Source organism: Clostridium sp. DL1XJH146 (genome assembly GCF_054819755.1).
Genome location: NZ_JBTVVN010000021.1, coordinates 1 through 17,079, shown reverse-complemented (window position 1 = coordinate 17,079; position 17,079 = coordinate 1). Strand labels below are relative to the sequence as shown.

The 17,079-nt window shown below is 27.8% G+C and carries 19 protein-coding genes; 16 read left to right on the top strand and 3 right to left on the bottom strand.

What is annotated here, in order from left to right:
- Positions 1–4: 4 nt before the first annotated feature.
- A complete protein-coding gene (nuoE, locus tag ACVHXK_RS11275; RefSeq protein WP_461206497.1) occupies positions 5–484 on the bottom strand; it encodes an NADH-quinone oxidoreductase subunit NuoE in 480 nt (159 codons plus the stop codon).
- 408 nt (positions 485–892) lie between these two features.
- Between nuoE and ACVHXK_RS11270 the strand changes: the two genes are divergently transcribed.
- Positions 893–3,820: an insulinase family protein gene (locus ACVHXK_RS11270; protein ID WP_461206496.1), complete on the top strand. Its 2,928-nt coding sequence runs from the start codon at positions 893–895 to the stop codon at positions 3,818–3,820.
- Between the two features lie 696 nt (positions 3,821–4,516).
- On the opposite strand, the gene ACVHXK_RS11265 is transcribed toward ACVHXK_RS11270, so the two are convergent.
- Complete coding sequence (locus ACVHXK_RS11265; protein WP_461206495.1) at positions 4,517–4,981, bottom strand: DUF4883 family protein; 465 nt, start codon at positions 4,979–4,981, stop codon at positions 4,517–4,519.
- Positions 4,982–5,114: 133 nt separating this feature from the next.
- On the opposite strand from ACVHXK_RS11265, the gene ACVHXK_RS11260 reads away from it, so the two are divergent.
- The 14 genes from ACVHXK_RS11260 to ACVHXK_RS11195 all read left to right on the top strand — a co-directional run bounded on the left by ACVHXK_RS11260 (position 5,115) and on the right by ACVHXK_RS11195 (position 14,838).
- Positions 5,115–5,915 carry an N-acetylmuramoyl-L-alanine amidase gene (locus ACVHXK_RS11260; RefSeq protein ID WP_461206494.1) on the top strand — a complete coding sequence of 267 codons (801 nt, stop codon included), beginning with the start codon at positions 5,115–5,117 and terminating at the stop codon, positions 5,913–5,915.
- Positions 5,916–6,029: 114 nt separating this feature from the next.
- Positions 6,030–6,638 (top strand): TetR/AcrR family transcriptional regulator, encoded by a 609-nt coding sequence (locus ACVHXK_RS11255; RefSeq protein ID WP_461206493.1) that lies wholly within the window; start codon positions 6,030–6,032, stop codon positions 6,636–6,638.
- A gap of 21 nt (positions 6,639–6,659) precedes the next feature.
- On the top strand, positions 6,660–8,840 hold the full coding sequence (locus tag ACVHXK_RS11250) for an efflux RND transporter permease subunit (RefSeq protein ID WP_461206492.1): 2,181 nt from the start codon (positions 6,660–6,662) through the stop codon (positions 8,838–8,840).
- 161 nt (positions 8,841–9,001) lie between these two features.
- Complete coding sequence (locus tag ACVHXK_RS11245) at positions 9,002–9,370, top strand: ABC transporter transmembrane domain-containing protein (RefSeq protein ID WP_461206533.1); 369 nt, start codon at positions 9,002–9,004, stop codon at positions 9,368–9,370.
- An 86-nt stretch (positions 9,371–9,456) separates the two neighbouring features.
- On the top strand, positions 9,457–9,993 hold the full coding sequence (locus ACVHXK_RS11240; RefSeq protein ID WP_461206491.1) for an ATP-binding cassette domain-containing protein: 537 nt from the start codon (positions 9,457–9,459) through the stop codon (positions 9,991–9,993).
- A 106-nt stretch (positions 9,994–10,099) separates the two neighbouring features.
- Positions 10,100–10,666, top strand: a complete 567-nt coding sequence (locus tag ACVHXK_RS11235; protein ID WP_461206490.1) for a transposase — start codon at positions 10,100–10,102, stop codon at positions 10,664–10,666.
- A gap of 68 nt (positions 10,667–10,734) precedes the next feature.
- The gene (locus tag ACVHXK_RS11230) at positions 10,735–11,235 is read left to right on the top strand and encodes a DUF3990 domain-containing protein (protein WP_461206489.1); all 501 of its coding nucleotides are present in this window, start codon (positions 10,735–10,737) and stop codon (positions 11,233–11,235) included.
- On the top strand, positions 11,228–11,464 hold the full coding sequence (locus ACVHXK_RS11225; RefSeq protein ID WP_461206488.1) for a hypothetical protein: 237 nt from the start codon (positions 11,228–11,230) through the stop codon (positions 11,462–11,464). The genes ACVHXK_RS11230 and ACVHXK_RS11225 overlap by 8 nt, the downstream gene beginning before the upstream one ends.
- 11 nt (positions 11,465–11,475) lie before the next feature.
- The gene (locus tag ACVHXK_RS11220) at positions 11,476–11,682 is read left to right on the top strand and encodes a DUF3791 domain-containing protein (protein WP_461206487.1); all 207 of its coding nucleotides are present in this window, start codon (positions 11,476–11,478) and stop codon (positions 11,680–11,682) included.
- 86 nt (positions 11,683–11,768) lie between these two features.
- A complete protein-coding gene (locus ACVHXK_RS11215) occupies positions 11,769–11,930 on the top strand; it encodes a hypothetical protein (RefSeq protein WP_461206486.1) in 162 nt (53 codons plus the stop codon).
- Between the two features lies 1 nt (position 11,931).
- The gene (locus ACVHXK_RS11210) at positions 11,932–12,156 is read left to right on the top strand and encodes a hypothetical protein (protein WP_461206485.1); all 225 of its coding nucleotides are present in this window, start codon (positions 11,932–11,934) and stop codon (positions 12,154–12,156) included.
- A complete protein-coding gene (locus tag ACVHXK_RS11205) occupies positions 12,156–12,314 on the top strand; it encodes a hypothetical protein (protein ID WP_461206484.1) in 159 nt (52 codons plus the stop codon). Before ACVHXK_RS11210 ends, ACVHXK_RS11205 begins: the two co-directional genes overlap by 1 nt.
- 893 nt (positions 12,315–13,207) lie before the next feature.
- Positions 13,208–13,552: a Na-translocating system protein MpsC family protein gene (locus tag ACVHXK_RS11200; RefSeq protein ID WP_461206483.1), complete on the top strand. Its 345-nt coding sequence runs from the start codon at positions 13,208–13,210 to the stop codon at positions 13,550–13,552.
- 110 nt (positions 13,553–13,662) lie between these two features.
- Positions 13,663–14,838: an OFA family MFS transporter gene (locus ACVHXK_RS11195; protein WP_461206482.1), complete on the top strand. Its 1,176-nt coding sequence runs from the start codon at positions 13,663–13,665 to the stop codon at positions 14,836–14,838.
- A 198-nt stretch (positions 14,839–15,036) separates the two neighbouring features.
- Here ACVHXK_RS11195 and ACVHXK_RS11190 read toward each other — a convergent pair whose 3' ends face one another.
- Complete coding sequence (locus ACVHXK_RS11190) at positions 15,037–15,408, bottom strand: hypothetical protein (protein ID WP_461206481.1); 372 nt, start codon at positions 15,406–15,408, stop codon at positions 15,037–15,039.
- A 260-nt stretch (positions 15,409–15,668) separates the two neighbouring features.
- Between ACVHXK_RS11190 and ACVHXK_RS11185 the strand changes: the two genes are divergently transcribed.
- Positions 15,669–16,931 carry a DNA polymerase Y family protein gene (locus ACVHXK_RS11185; RefSeq protein WP_461206480.1) on the top strand — a complete coding sequence of 421 codons (1,263 nt, stop codon included), beginning with the start codon at positions 15,669–15,671 and terminating at the stop codon, positions 16,929–16,931.
- Positions 16,932–17,079: the final 148 nt, after the last annotated feature.

Sequence of the window (17,079 nt, the reverse complement as noted above, 5' to 3'; positions counted from 1 at the left end):
CCTCCTATTCAGTATATTCTTTTAATAGATCTTTTACTTGTGCTTTTGTAACATGACCGAAAACTCTATCATTAACTGTTACAACAGGAGCTAGACCACAAGCACCTACACATCTCAAAACTTCAATAGTGAATTTACCGTCAGGAGTTGTTTGACCTGCTTTGATATCCAATTCTTTTTCAAATTCATTAAGTACATCGCCAGACCCTCTAACAAAACATGCAGTTCCCATACACACGTTCACTACATATTTACCTCTTGGTTCAGTAGTGAAGTAGGAATAAAAAGTTACAACACCGTAAACTTTTGCTACTGGGATATTTAATTTGTTTGCAACGAATTTTTGCACTTCGTTTGGAAGATAACCAAATATACTTTGAGCTTTATGCAAAACTTCAATTAAAGCTCCTTGTTTGTCTGGTATCTCATTGATAAAAACTTCTAATTCTTTGAATTTCTCTTGAACTAACTCATTAGAACACACAAATATACCTCCTTTAAGGGTAATCTTAGTTTAAATATTAAAAAGTACACACTTAATATAAATTTAAAAACAAGTTTAGAATAAATAATTTTTTTAAACGTAAATTTTGACAAACTATGGAGTAATAATAAAATAGTATTATGTCGTAAATACAATTAATAAGTAATTATTTATAAGCCAAGCATTGTTACAAATTTATCACACAAAACTATTATACAATATAAATTGTAAAAGTTTAATACTGAAAAGGAAATTTTTTATTTTTTTTTCATTTTTTTTTCAAAATACTATTATTAATGAAACAATAATGATAACTAGATTTATTTTCCACTAATTTTAGAGTATAATTAAATGTATATATAAAAAAACTATAATATAGTAAATTGACTTAAATGTAGGAGGGTTTATATGGAATACAAGTTAAATAGTACATATAGTGGTTTTAAATTGATAGAGCAAAAGGATGTAAAGGAATTAAATTCCAAGTATAGATTATTTATTCATGAAAAAACAGGGGCAAAGCTCTTGAATTTTCAAAATGATGATGATAATAAAGTTTTTGCTATAGGTTTTAGAACACCACCACATGATAATACTGGGGTTGCACATATACTTGAACATTCAGTTTTATGTGGTTCAAGAAAATTTCCAGGTAAAGATCCATTTGTTGAACTTGCAAAAGGTTCTCTAAATACTTTTTTAAATGCTATGACATATTCGGATAAAACTCTTTATCCTGTAGCAAGTAGAAATGAGAAGGATTTTTTCAATCTGATGGATGTATATATGGATGCGGTATTGTACCCTAATATATATAAGTATCCCCAAATACTTATGCAAGAAGGTTGGCATTATGAAATAGAAGATGAAAAGGATCCACTAACGTATAAAGGGGTAGTATATAATGAGATGTTAGGGGTATTTTCTTCACCAGAAGATGTGCTTTTTAGAAAAATTCAAGGATCATTATTTCCAGATACTACATATGGATATGAATCAGGAGGAGACCCAGACTATATTACAGACTTAACTTACGAAGATTTTTTAACTTTTCATAAAAAATACTATCATCCTTCAAATAGTTATATTTATTTGTATGGCGATGGAGAATTGGATAAAAGACTTAAATTTCTAAATGATGAGTATTTATCAAAATTTGACATGGTTAACATTGAATCTAAAATAGAAACTCAAAAAGAATTTAGTGAAATAAAAGAGGTAGTAGAAGAGTATCCTGTATCACCTAAGGATGACGGAGGGGAAAAATCTTTCTTAAGTTTAAACTATGTATTAGGAGATAATTCAAATGATGAGATTTATTTAGCTTTTAATATCCTAGAGTATATTTTATTAGAAACTCCAGCAGCTCCTCTTAAAAAAGCTTTAATAGATGCTAAACTTGGAAAAGATGTTTTCGGATATTTTGATAGTGGAATAAAACAATCGGTATTTAGCATTATAGTTAAAGGAGCCAAAGAAGGAGATAAAGAAAGATTTAAAAAAGTTGTTTATGATGAACTTAAAAAAATAAAGGAAAATGGATTAGATAAGAAACTCATAGAAGCAGGAATAAATGCAAAAGAATTTGTGCTTAGAGAAGGGGATACAAGATCGTATCCTAAAGGATTACTTTACTTTTCAAAAGCAATGGATAGTATGTTATATGATAATCATCCATTAATTCATATAGAATATGAAAAAACTTTAGAAAAAATTAAAAAGGCCTTTACAACAAGTTATTTCGAGGATATGATAGATAAATATCTGCTCAATAATAAATTTGCTTCAATGGTTATATTAAATCCTAAAAAAGGATTAGCGGAAGAAAAGAAAGAAATATTAAATAAGAAATTAGATAATTACAAAAAAACTCTAAGTGAAGAAGAAATAAAAAAACTTGTCTCTAACACAAAAGAATTAAAAGAAAGACAACAAGAAGAAGACAGTAAAGAAGATAAAAATAAAATACCATTGTTATCAAAACAAGATATTAATTCAAACGCTGAAAAACTTATTCTTGAAAAGAAAGAATTTGATAATATTCCGATTTTATTTAGAGAAGAATTTACAAATAAAATTGTGTATATAAGATTTATATTTGATTTAGATGTGATAAAGCAAGATTTAATTCCTTATATAGGATTATTATCAAGTTTAATCGGAAAAGTTGATACTGAAAAATATAATTATATGGATTTAGCAAATGAAATTAATATTTCAACAGGAGGAATTGGATATTACCCAAGTACTTTCGTTAAACAAGGAGATTGTGATACTTATAATCCTAAGTTTTTAGTTAAATCAAAAGTGTTAGTAAACAAAGTTTCTAATCTTTTAGAGTTATTAAATCAAATACTAAATAATTCAAAATTTGATGATAAAAAACGAATAAAAGAAATAATCCAAGAGGCTAAATCTAGAATGGAAATGAGTCTTTATGATTCAGGTCATATGGTTGCTGCTAATAGAGTATTCTCCTATTTTTCAGAAGGAAGTAAATATGATGAAATTCTTTCAGGACTTTCTTTTTATGATTTTGTCGTAGAAATCGATAATAATTTTGAAGATAAATGGGAAGAAGTTAAGAATAATTTGGAGTTGATTTATAAACAAATATTTAACAAAAATAATATAGCAATTACATTTTCATGTGAGAAAGATGAATATGAAGAAGTTGAGAAGCAATTGCCGATATTAATAAATAATTTGAATGATGATAAGTTAGATCATAATAAATATAAGTTTGAACTTAAGGCTGATAATGAAGGTTTACTTACACAAGCAAATGTTCAGTATGTAGCAAAGGGATATAATTTTATTAAGCTTGGATATGAATATTCAGGCAGGTTATCTGTTCTTAAATCTATTGTAACACTAGATTATTTGTGGAATAAGGTACGTGTGCTCGGAGGTGCTTATGGAGCTTTTGTAAGTTTCTCTAAGACTGGTAATGTTGTATTTGTATCTTACAGAGATCCTAATTTAAAAGAAACTTTAGATAACTATGATAAACTTGTAGATTATTTGAATAATTTTAAAGCTGATGAAAAAGAGATAACAAAATATATAATAGGAACTATAAGTGGTCTAGATTCTCCATTAACTCCGTCAATGAAATTAGATAGAGAAGTATCATATTACATGGCCGATATTACAAGTGAAGATTTGCAAAGGGAAAGGGACGAAATACTCTCTACAAAAGATGAAGATATAAGAGGATTTTCTAACATGATTAAAGATGTAGTTGCTCAAAATAATATATGTGTACTTGGTAATGAAGAGAAAATTAGAGAAAATGAAGAAGTGTTTAATAATTTGATTGATGTGTTTAATTAAATCAAATGCACATTAAAAGATAATGCACGATGCACATTAAAAGAAAATGCACAATGCACATTAAAAGATAATGCACAATGCACGATGCACAATGCACATTAAAAGATAATGCACAATGCACGATGCACAATGCACAATTAAGGAGGAGATTTTTTAGCGGAGCTAAAAAATCTCTTTTAATTTATTAAAAGCAAAATTAAAACCAAAATTAAAACCAAAATTAAAACCAAAAACAAAACCAAAAACAAAACCAAAAACAAAACCGATATAATATATAAATGGTACAATACAAAATAAATACAAATATAATAAAAGAAGGTAAAAATAATTTATTTATTATTATAAAGGATATGAATTTTATGATAGTATAGATAGGGTTTTAAAATAAAGAGTAGGTATGTATATTAAGGGGCAATATATTTATTTTTATGCAAATAAATCTATTGCCCTTGATTTTTATTTACCGTTTTATTTTGAATAATGTTGATATTTAAACTATTGTTTAAATAATTTGGTTCAATTTTAATGAGAAGGTAATTGTTTTAAAGTATAGAGTATAGTGGTAGATGATTTATGTATTCTTGTTAAGTTTTTAAATTAATTAAAGATTCTCCGAAGAATGAGGAGAATCATCCATAATTGTGCATTGTGCATTGTGCATTGTGAATTATGAATTGTGCATTGCTTTAAAATAGGTTATTCAAATATATATTCACACATTTTATAAAGATTATAACGAATAGGAACATTACTCATATCTACATAATCCATTTCAAAATCGCCTTCCCATGGGAAAACAGAAATATATTTAGAATTATATATATTTATAACATATTTCTCTTTTGTATCTTTGAAAGTAAAGTAGATTTTATATTTTGGTGTTTTAGGAATATCTATAGGTTTTAAAGAAAAATCGGTTATTGATAGGTAGTCAAAAAATAAATTTATCTCATCTATCTCAGTTTCTTCTGCGTGTACTGTTTTATAAAAATTCATATCAAAAAAATTTATTTCAGTGTTTGCACTGATTTTTAGATTTTTTGCTATAGAGTTAGTGTAAAAATAATTATTTGGTTTTTTCTTGTTGATTTCATAATAGGATAATAGAACTATGGAAACTATTAGTAAGGAAATTATAAAAATTAAACTGCCTTTTTTCAAAAGAAATTACCTCCGGACTTTTTTATTTATAAACTACATATTTATTGCAAATAAAATATTACAATTACAATTAATGTATATGTTGCATATATTAAAATAGAAGAAAGTTTTATGTATAGGAGGGTGAATATAAATGAAGATATATATAGATGCTGGACATGGTGGAAAAGACCCAGGTGCAGTTGGTAATGGACTTTTAGAAAAAAATCTTACACTTCAAATTTCTTTAATTGAAAAGCAATTATTTGTGAGTAAAGGGCATCAAGTTAGAATGTCTAGAACTGGTGATGCAACATTATCACTTAGTGCAAGAGTTAATGATGCAAATACTTGGGGAGCCGATGTTTTTATATCTAATCATATAAATGCTGGAGGAGGAACAGGAGAAGAGGTTTGGTGTTCTATTTACGGAGGATTGGGAAGGACTTACGCAACAAGAGTAGAAAAGAATTTAAGTGAAATTTTCAAATCAAGAGGTGTAAAAACAAAACGAGGTAGTAATGGAGATTATTTTTATGTAATTAGGGCAACAAGAATGCCTGCTATCTTACCTGAATTTGCTTTTATAGATAGTGAATCAGACACTGATAAGTTAAAAAGTCAGGATATAATTAATAAATGTGCTGCGGCTGTAGTTGATGGGATTTTAGGTGAAACTTCTTCAAGTAGTAGTATTGTTACATCTGCTGCACCTGTAGAAAAAATAGTAACAACACCATTTAAAAGGTATTTGAGATATACAAAACCATATATGGTAGGTAGCGATGTTAAACAAGTTCAAGCAAAGTTAGTTTCTTTGGGTATCAATCCAGGACCAGTAGATGGATATTTTGGCTATAAGACTAGAAGTGGTGTACTAGCATATCAAAGAAAGAAAAATTTAGCCGTAGACGGAATTGTGGGACCACAAACATGGAATAGCTTATTTAATTAGAGTTATATGGATGGAGTTTATAAGAAAATATAGGATGTGCTTGACAAATTTCAAAGAAAGGTACTAAAATATAATTGGTGAGTGTTTACTCACCAATTTTGTTTTGTGTCAGGGGTGAGATTTATTAAAAAATCAGAAATTACAAAGGAGAAGATAATAAGTAAGTCTATTGAAATTATAAGCGAAAAAGGTTATTCTGCTACATCAACGAGAGAAATTGCCAAGGAGGCAGGTGTTTCTGAGGCAACGATATTTAAATATTTTAATACAAAAGAAGAACTATTAAACAAAGTAGTAGTTAATATTATTAGGGAGTTTAAAAGATATACATTAGAAGATTCTTTCCCAAAGTTATTTAAGGATATTAAAGATAAGAATGGCGATGAACAATTAATAGCAATTATTAAGGAAAGATATGGATTTTTAAAAACTAATATGGTTACTCTCAAAATAATATTACACGAGATGTTTATTAACGAAGATGTAGAAAATATATTTAAAAAAGAAATATGGGGCAATATGGAGGCTATTCTTGATGGTGTGTTAGATAAGGGAAAAAAAGAAAAGATATTTAGGGATGACCTTGACAATAAGTCTATAACTACAACCATACTTGGTATGTTATTCTCAACTTTGGTTTTTGCAGATATTACAAATGTAAGTAATGTTTCTTTAATTGATACATTTTTGGGAATACTATTAGAGGGTATAAGGAGTAATTAATTGATATAAGGGGTAATTAAAATGGAAAAATATGTAGAGTTTATTAAGAGTAAGAGAAAGATTTTAGTAGTAATAGTTTTATTGATTAATATATTAGCTATAATAGGATTATTTAGAATTAGAATAAATACGGATTTTAATATTTTCACTATAAATGATTCACCTAAAAAAGAAGAGTATACGGCAATGAATGAAACATTCCCAGCTTCAGAAGATATACTTGTAATGCTAGAATTTCAAGAAGATAATATTACTAGTGAGAATATAAATACATTTTTAGATTTTGTAGATTATTTGAATAGTGATGAAAATATAAGCTATGTAAATAGTTCTATACCAGAAGAAATACCAGTAAAACAAAGTTTTGTAAGTCTAAGAGATGAAGAAAACGTAAGCTCTGAAATGCTTAATAATTATTTTAAAACATTAGGAGAATTATCACCTATAATTTATGAAAATGATCATACATATACGACGGTAAGTGTTTTTCCAAGTGAAAAATTTGATTATAAAGATATAAATAAAATTGAAGAATATTTGGAAGAAAATAATATAACTTATTATTTAAGTGGAGATACTTATCTTCAAAATAAAATAGTTGATTATATCAAATATATATTATACTTTTTACCACCTATGGCATTAATCCTTATTTTGCTCGTTTTTAGAACTCAAATGAAATCATTTAAGGCTACTTTCTTTTCAGTACTTCCAGCAGGGTTAGGTGCTCTTTGGACAATGGGGATTATAGGTTGGCTTGGTAAAGAAGTATCTGTTATTACGGTATTAGCACCTATATTTACCATAGTAATTGGAAGTGCAGATGGGTTGCATTTTGTTTCGCATATTCAAGAAAATCTATCGCAAGGTAAAAATAAAATAGAAAGCATTATTGCTACTTTGAAGATTGTAGGAATACCAATGATTATTACTACATTAACATCAATGGTTGGTTTTCTATCATTAATAGTGTTGAAAAATGATGCTATAAAGGAATTAGCTATATTTGCTTCACTTGGGATAATGCTTGCTGGGCTAGCAACTTGGTATGTAATTCCGGTAATATTATCGGGAAATGTTAAAATAGCTTCATCAAATAAAAAAGATGAAATGAAGAAGAATACATTGAAAAAACTATGGGGTATACCGTCTGTTTTAATAGTAATAGTACTAGTAGTTATTTCGCTTTTTAACTTTAGCAAAATTAAAAATGAATTCAATATGTTGATGATATATAAAGATAGTACAGAAGTAAGCCAAAGCTTTAATAAGATTATGGAAGTAAATAAAGGAGCTACCCCTATATTTGTTGTTTTAGAAACAGAAGAGAATCCAATGAAACCAGAATATGGGGAAAGGGTACTCCAATTTGAAGAAGATTTGAAAGAAACGCAGTATACAGATAAAGTTATTAGTTTGTATGATTTGTATAGCAATATTTATAAAATTTCTTTTGAAACTGAAAATATGTATCCTGAAAATACTGGGCAATTAGAAAAAGTATCTATGTTTTCAGAAAATATTTCAGAGGATACAATAAGTAATTTTATAAATGAAGACAAAAATACTACAAGACTAATGGTATTTCCAAAAGATTTGAGTAATAATACACTTGAACAATTAGACGATTATGTGAAAACTTTTAATGATGAAAATGAGGATATGAAAGCTACTATAACAGGAGCTCAGTATCTAATGTATGAACTTAATTCTAGTATTATAGAAGGACAAACCAAAAGTACAATAATAGCTATGATATTAATATTTCTACTATTACTTTTGTCGCTAAAAAAAGTAAAAACGGCTGTTGTTGCTATACTGCCGATAATAATCACAGCCTTTATTTTAAATGGATTTTTGGGTATATCAGCAATATCATTAAATTTAATAACTGTTACAATTTTTAGTGTCACCTTAGGAGTTGGGGTTGATTATGCTATACATTTTACTTCTGTCTGGAATAGTTATATAAATGAAGGAGATACTCCGGAAGAAGCAACGGATAAGGCGTATAAATACACTTCAAAACCTGTAATAGCTAATGCGATAGGGTTATCAATCGGATTTAGTGCTTTGTTATTATCACCATTAAAGATACATACTTATATATCTGCTCTTATGTGGGTATCAATGCTTGTCAGTGTTCTTTTGAGTCTTTCTTTTTTACCAACAATGCTGAGAAGATTAAATATTCGTAAATAAAAGTGCAAAACTTATTAAGCAATCGAGATTTTTAAGAAGTGTAAATTAAGTTTCACTGTGGAAACTCTGTAGTAATTGTTTAGAAAAATATTAGATTTAATAGCAGTATTTACGTAAATGTAAATACTGTTATTTTTTTACGCTGTTGATAGATTTGAAAAATCTTTAAAATATTTTTATTACTTGGGTGCTATAAGCATATTTTAAGTCTACCTATGAATTTTTTCTCCACAAGAAGAACTGGAGATATCTTAACAAGATTTCAAGATGCAGCTACCATAAAAAATATATTAACAGGGGTTTCCATTTCCTTGGTTATTGATATTGGACTAGCTACCATATCAGGAGTAGTTTTATATTTTATGAATCCTAAGTTATTTGGAATTATTGTGATTATGTTGATTATTAGTATTATTTTGATTTATGCATTTAAGATTCCATATAAAGTGTTGAATAAGAAACAAATGGAGCAAGATGTTATGCTTAATTCCCAAATGATTGAATCATTAAAAAATTTGGAGATTTATTAGTTTTCTCTAATTTATCAGGATACTTCATTCAACCAGTATCTAACTTGATAGGATTACAATTAACTTTTCAAGAAGCAAGTATTGCTATGAGTAGACTTTCAGAAATTTATGAAATAGAACCTGAGCAAAACGAAGAAGAAAATAAATTGAAAGATATAGATTTAGACGGAAATATAGTATTAGATAAGGTTTCTTTCAAATATGGAGCAAGGGCAAATGTTTTGGATGAGTTAAGTTTGACTTTCCCAAAAGGTAAAAAAGTTGCTTTAGTAGGACAATCAGGTGCAGGAAAAACAACCATTGCTAAATTGCTATTGAATTTTTACGAAGTAAATGATGGTCGAGTTTTATTAAATGATTATGACATCAAAGATATAGATATAAAATACTTGAGAAACAAGGTAGGCTATGTATCTCAAAATATAGAGCTATTTACTGGAAAAATTATAGACAATATAAAAGTTGGTAATCCAAATAAGAAATATGAAGAGATAATAAAAGCATCAAAAAAAGCTGGTTGTCATGAATTTATAGAAAAAATGCCAGGGAGATGGCAAGCTCAGTTACAAGTTCCTTCGCAAGGGGGTCAGACCCCACCCGACTTTAGTCGAAAAATGATATGAAAAATAATACCTAACAGGATATTTATTGTTAGGTATTTTTTGATTATAAATTTAAATTTACGGCAATAGTATTAGTAAACATATTTCATATAATAAAGGAGTTAGTATGGCAAGAAAAAAATTAATATGGTATCCTGGAGCAACTTATCATATAATGACTAGAGGAAATCATAGAAATTATATATTTAAAGATAGAGAGGATTATTTGGTTTATTTAAATACTTTAGAAGAGGCTTTGAAAAAATATTCAGGTATTTTATATTGTTATTGTTTAATGACTAACCATGTTCATTTAGTTATAGAAACAAGTGAGATAAATATTAGTACGATAATGAAAAGAATAAATCAACTATTTACTTTATATTTTAATAATAAATATAATTTGGTTGGGCATTTATTTCAAGGTAGATATTATTGGGAACTTATAGAAGAAGATAGGTATGTTTTAGAGGTCAGTAGATATATTCATTTAAACCCAGTAAGAGCTAATATGGTTTCAAAACCTGAAGAATATAAATGGAGTAGTTATAGTATGTTTATTGAACAAAAGAAAGAAAAATTAATCAAGCCGAAAAAAGTTCTTTCCTATTTTCAAGAGGAAAACCAAAAGGAGCTATATAGAAAATTTGTTGAAAGTGGAATTAAAACTAAATTGAATATAGTTTGTGAGTAGAGTAAAATAATAGTAATGGTAAGTGTTGTTATCATTAAATAATTTATAAAAGTTATGGAGGAATTAGGATGCAAATATATCACGGAAGTGATGTGATAGTTGATAAACCTAAAATACTAAAAAATAATAGATTACTTGATTTTGGAATGGGATATTACACTACTATGAATAGAGAGCAAGCCAAAAGGTGGGCTGAAAAAGTGAGCATAAGAAATAATACAGGAAGTAAGTTTATATCAATATATAATTTTGATATAGATAAAGCAAAATACGAACTTAATATATTAGAATTCACGAATCCCGATGAAAAGTGGTTAGAATTTATAACTGCGAATAGAAGAGGGAAAGAAATTATTGAAGAGTATGATATCGTGATTGGTCCGGTTGCTGATGATAATGTATATTTAAGTGTAAAACTTTTTGAAACTGGTGTGTTAGGAAAGGAAGAAGCAATAAAAAGATTAAAGGTACAGAAACTATTTAATCAGCTATCATTTCATACTGATAGGGCATTAATGTTTTGTGAGTTTGATTCTTATATTGATTTAGGGGGAAAAGAAAATGGATAAGTATAAATTTGATGCAGTTTTTCCAATAATAAGTGCTGCTCTCGTCGAAAAAATAGCAATTGAATTAAAGTTGCTAGATGAACAGGCTGTTTCAGAATTATATTCTTCTTATTTATATAAAGTCCTAGAAAGAGAAGAAACAAAATTATGGCAATATAGTACAGAAAAGTTATTTGATATGTTTTTAGAAGAAAAAAATAGTGGGGAAATACACTTTCCACAAGTATGAGGTGAGGAATAGTGAATAAAAAAATCGATTTTACAGTTTTTTGTCTCGAAAGCTATAAACGGGCACATGATATCAATGGAAAAACTGCTCTTGAAGTTTTTGAACAATATAAGGTGTTTGATTATATTAAATCTTTTTATGATGTACTTCATACAACTGGGCAAGATTATATAGTAGAAGATATTGATAAATATATTAATGCAAGAGTGATACATTAAGGGGTCAGACCCCACTCGAATTTATCACGGAAGTAACGTTTTAGTCGAAAAACCTCTTCTAAAAAAACCTAATAGAACATTAGATTTTGGAAAGAGTATATGCTTGTTTAAATGCCTTTGAAAATAAATTTATGGATTTTGATACGGCTATTAAAGAACTTGGAACATATAAACTAGATGATCAAATTTCTTTTGATATTGAAAAGGATTTGAGTTATTTGAAATATTCTAGATATGAGGAGGTATAGTATGAGTCTGCCAAAAGTAACACAAGAAAATGTGCATATATTCATTCCTTTAAAAGCAGCAAAAGTATCTGAAAGATATGCGGAAAATCATAATATATCTTCAAAACAAGCTCTTTTAGATTTTTATAATTCTAAGGTATATGAGGTTCTAGAAAGAGAAGATACTAAGCTTTGGTATGAGGGTGTAAATTATATATACATGAAATTAGAGGAAGAAAAGGAATAGTGGCTAATATGATTTTAATATCAAATGGGCAAGGGATGTTTAATATAAAAGTTAAAGATAGATTGCAATTCAATACTTTGATGATTGAGTTCTACAATACAAGAGAAGCTGATAATATATTTGAATTTTTATATAGTAATTGTTTAGAAAAATATTAGATTTAATAGCAGTATTTACGTAAATGTAAATACTGTTATTTTTTTGCGATAGAGGTAGATTTGAAAAATCTTTAAAATTTTTTAAATAAATTAAAAAATATTAATTATTAATACCTAATACGCGCAATGTTATTGCAATAAATGGTTTTAATGGTATAAAATATATTTAATATAAGGAGGATTTTATTATGGAAATGGTAATGTAAATGCCTAATATTATGTTGGGGTTTACGAGCTGGTTTAGGCAAGATATTAAAAATAGTTGTTTACTTATAGTAAAAATTGACTTTAATAAAAAATAGAAAGGGTGTTTATATGAAAAATAAATTTAGTAATGAGGTGCTAATTAGTATTATATATGCAATTTTTATATTACCAATTTTCCTTTTATTCAATTTTGGTATTATAAAATCATCAGTTACATTGCACATAATTTATATAATATTCACAACTGTTTTATTAATTTTAAGTAGAAATAATTATTTGAACAATATGGTCTCATTTATTAGGATGATTATTATTTATGTTCCAATCAATTTTCTTTTGATTTATTTATTAGCAAGCTTATTGGGAAATAATATGGATCCATTAGGTGCGGGAGTGCTGATTAATGTTTTATTATGTTATAATGGTATTTATTTTATAATTGAATTGATACTCAGTTATTCATTAGGAAAAATACTTAAAAATAAAAATAATCTTAAAAAAATAGATATAAACTAATCATATAAAAAAATAGATATAAACTAATCATCTTGACATTTTCAATAGTTAATATTATAATTTCTATATATATTTTATTATGGTAAAGAGTAGAATAAGTTATATTAGATTTTTTATTATGATATAGATGAAGTTGTTAGATGGGTCATCCATAGAATAGGTGATAATTTATGAAAAAGAACATTAATGAAATTGCGGCAGACGTGAGTACTGCTATTAAGAGTTTTGAGAAGGATTATATGGGCAGAGGTCCACAAGATATAAAAACATTTATTGTAGAAGATATGATACTAGTTAGGCTGAGAGGAATACTAACTCCAGCAGAGCGAAATTTAGCTTCGCATGAGGATGGCATAAATCTTATAAAACAAACTCGAATGAAGTTACTTGAAAATTCCAGAGACATTTTAACAAATATTGTTTTTGAAATAGTAGGTGAATGTGTTTTGAGTTTACATACGGATATTGATGTTGAGAAAGATGAAAGAATAATAATATTTACGTTAGATATTTGACAGATTTTATAAAGGGAATTATATTTCAGTTATTAATAGGTCATTATAAAGCAGAAGAGCTTTATAATGACCTATTTTTTGTATGTAGAAATCTTATGGGAGGGATTAACTTGAGAAAAAAATTAATTTTACTTTCTTCAACTTTTATTTTATTAGTTCTAGGGGCTACCTACACTTATAGTGTATTTTTAGAATCATTTACAGAGGCATTTAAAATTTCAAAATCAGTGGCATCTGTTCCGTTTTCTGTTTTTTTATTTTCTTATGCAATAGGGATGGGCGTAGCGGGAAAAGTTTATCCCAAATATTCACCGAGAATAATAACTTTATTAGGAGGAGTTTCCTTTGCTTTAGGATTTATTTTATCTAGTTTCACACAAAATATTGTTCAATTATCAATTAGCTATGGATTGTTAAGCGGATTTGGATTAGCATTTGCATATGTTACGCCTATTACATTGGTGTCACAATGGTTTGTTAAGAAGAAGGGCTTAGCTTCGGGTATAGTAATCAGCGCTTTTGGTCTAGGTTCATTTTTCTTATCTCCTATATCAAATAATTTGTTAATCAAGGTTGGTTGGAGAAACACATTAAGATATGAGGGAATTATTTTCTTATTAATAATAGTATTAAGTTCATTAATATTAGAAAAACCTAAAGAAGTTAAAAAAGTACCTTCAAAGGAAGAAAAGAACATTACAGTGACATATTTATTTAAAAATAGTACTTTTACAAGAATATGGATATCCTATGTAGTAGCATTAACTACTGGCCTTATGATTATGGGGCATATTGTTCCAATGTCAAAAGAAATTGGAAGCCAGCCAGCTAAAGCAGTTTTATTAATAAGTGTTATTTCGGTTTTTAATGCATTAGGAAGAATAGTTATAGGAGCCTTTGGAGATAAGATTTCAGGTACTAAAATACTAGGCGTGTTGTATTGCTTGCAAGGGATAGTATTTGTTTTGTTTTTATTATCTTATAAAATACCAATACTTATATATATTTGTGCTGCCTTATTTGGATTTAATTTTGGAGGATGGCTTGTATTATTTCCTATAGTATCAAGTGAATATTTTGGTATAGAATCTTTGAGTGCTGTTTATGGAATTTTGTTTTCTAGTTATGGTGTTGCAGGGGTATTAGGACCTATATGCATAAGTTTTTTACAAAATATTTTTGGTAGTTATAAAGTTCCACTTCAAATATCTGCCGTACTTTGTTTTGTTGCTTTTATTGTGATATTACCTTTAAAGAATAGGGAGAATCAATTACAAATAAACTAAAAGCTAATTGACATATGTTTAAACTATGGGTTGAGTTAATTCCACTGAGGGGTAAAATTAAAAAGGTGTTTTGGATGTAAAAGCGAAAATAGAAGATGTTCATGAAGAATAAGATCAGAAAATCCCAGTAGAAGTAAAAATTCTATTGGGATTTTTATATGATTTTTTATGATTAACAAATTTAAGAAAACATTAAATTTATTTTGCAGATTTTAAATAGGCTATATCAGAAATGTTTTTCCCAGTTGCCATTTCTACAAAATTCATTTCGTTAGATAAATCATCAAATTTTCTATCTAAAGTAATTACTTTTCCTTCAAGAGTTGCAACTCGCAGATTTAATTGGTCTAATAACGCTTTATGTTCTTCGCTATTATGGTGGAGCGCTCTTAAAATTTGAGTGTTTTCTTTAACTTGAGATTCAAGAGAATCAAATCTGTTTTCAAGAGAATCAAATCTGTTTTCAAGAGAATCAAATCTGTTTTCAAGAGAATCAAATCTGTTTTCAAAGGAATCAACTTTGGTAACTAGTTTTTCTAGTATATTAAGTATTTTATCTTCATTATTCATTTAAATTCACATCCTATCTAGAATAGTATGAAACTGTAGAATGTAGCATAGTTTAGTAATTGCGTAGTTTCATAACTTAAATTAATTATACACTAAAGAAAAACATTTATAAACAGGAAAAAAATTCTTCAGAAAACAAATATTTTACTTGATAAACGAACTTATGTTTGGGTATAATATAGATAGATAGTTCAAAACTCACAGTTCATAGTACTCAGTAAGAAGTTGAAGGAAAGAATTTTTAAAAAGGGTGAAGGTAAATGGAAGATTTTAAAGAAAGAATTATATTTCATATTGATGTTAATTCGGCTTTTTTATCTTGGGAAGCAGCTAGAAGACTTCAATATGGAGATGAAGTGGACCTTAGAGATATACCATCTGCTATTGGAGGAGATGAAAAAAGTAGACATGGCATAATACTTGCAAAATCAATACCTGCAAAAAAATATGGAATAAAGACAGGAGAAAGTCTTCGGGACGCTTTTGGAAAGTGCCCTGTGCTTAAAATTGTCCGTCCTGATTATGATTTATATATGAGATGTAGCAATGCTATGATGGAAATGTTAAAAGAATATTCTCCATCTATACAGAGGTATTCTATAGATGAATGTTTTATTGAATTTATAAGTAACGATAGAGGATGCAGGGAACTTTTGCAGGTTGCTTTGGAAATAAAAGAAAGAATTAAAAAAGAGCTTGGATTCACTGTGAACATAGGAATATCTAACAATAAACTTTTAGCAAAAATGGCTTCAGATTTTAAAAAACCAGATAGGGTACATACCTTATTTAAATATGAAATAGAAGAGAAAATGTGGCCTCTTAAAATAGAAGATTTATTTATGGTTGGACGGGCTACTGCGCCTAAACTGAGAAAATTGAATATCAATACTATTGGGGATTTGGCGAATTATGATCTTGAGATTCTTAATTATAAATTTAAAAAACATGGTGCTATTATTTGGGAATATGCAAATGGGATAGACCATTCTAACGTAAGAGAATGTAATTATATAGGGATGAAAGGGCTTGGTAATTCAACAACTATTTCTTTTGATGTGGTGGATGCAGAAACAGCTAAAATGGTTTTATTGTCTTTAGTTGAGACACTTTGTATGCGACTCAGAGATGCAGAGAAAATTTGTTCAGTTGTTTCTGTGAGTATTAGAAATAATGAGTTTGAAAATTATTCACATCAAAGAAAGCTTGGATATTTTACTAATTCTACACGAGAAATATATAAGATAGTTAAAGAACTCTTTGATGAAGCGTGGAAGGGTAAACCAATAAGACATCTAGGTGTACGAGTTACAGAATTATGTAATGAAGAAACTCACCAATTATCAATTTTTGAAAAAACAGATATTGAAAAAGATACTAAATTAGATAAGACTTTAGATAATTTGAGGTTAAAGTATGGTAAAAAAGCAGTAGTTAGATCTTGCTTTCTTAATTCAGGATTAAAGGCAGTGAATGGAGGAAATCAAGAAGACGATTATCCTATGATGTCTAGTTTTCTTTAAATGTTTAGCTTTGTTTTAAAGAATTGTTGATTTATAAAGTGTTGGTTCATTAATAGTATTTTTTTTATAATAGTGTGAAGTGTGAAGTGTGAAGTGTGAAGTGTGAAGTGTGAAGTGTGAAGTGTGAAGTGTGAAGTGTGAAGTGTGA

What these genes read in the sequence shown, in the direction of transcription:
- ACVHXK_RS11270 (WP_461206496.1), top strand. Translation starts at nt 893, where the DNA reads ATGGAATACAAGTTAAATAGTACATATAGTGGTTTTAAATTGATAGAG.
- ACVHXK_RS11260 (WP_461206494.1), top strand. Translation starts at nt 5,115, where the DNA reads ATGAAGATATATATAGATGCTGGACATGGTGGAAAAGACCCAGGTGCA.
- ACVHXK_RS11250 (WP_461206492.1), top strand. Translation starts at nt 6,660, where the DNA reads ATGGAAAAATATGTAGAGTTTATTAAGAGTAAGAGAAAGATTTTAGTA.
- ACVHXK_RS11240 (WP_461206491.1), top strand. Translation starts at nt 9,457, where the DNA reads ATGAGTAGACTTTCAGAAATTTATGAAATAGAACCTGAGCAAAACGAA.
- ACVHXK_RS11235 (WP_461206490.1), top strand. Translation starts at nt 10,100, where the DNA reads ATGGCAAGAAAAAAATTAATATGGTATCCTGGAGCAACTTATCATATA.
- ACVHXK_RS11230 (WP_461206489.1), top strand. Translation starts at nt 10,735, where the DNA reads ATGCAAATATATCACGGAAGTGATGTGATAGTTGATAAACCTAAAATA.
- ACVHXK_RS11225 (WP_461206488.1), top strand. Translation starts at nt 11,228, where the DNA reads ATGGATAAGTATAAATTTGATGCAGTTTTTCCAATAATAAGTGCTGCT.
- ACVHXK_RS11210 (WP_461206485.1), top strand. Translation starts at nt 11,932, where the DNA reads ATGAGTCTGCCAAAAGTAACACAAGAAAATGTGCATATATTCATTCCT.
- ACVHXK_RS11200 (WP_461206483.1), top strand. Translation starts at nt 13,208, where the DNA reads ATGAAAAAGAACATTAATGAAATTGCGGCAGACGTGAGTACTGCTATT.
- ACVHXK_RS11190 (WP_461206481.1), bottom strand. Translation starts at nt 15,408, where the DNA reads ATGAATAATGAAGATAAAATACTTAATATACTAGAAAAACTAGTTACC.
- ACVHXK_RS11185 (WP_461206480.1), top strand. Translation starts at nt 15,669, where the DNA reads ATGGAAGATTTTAAAGAAAGAATTATATTTCATATTGATGTTAATTCG.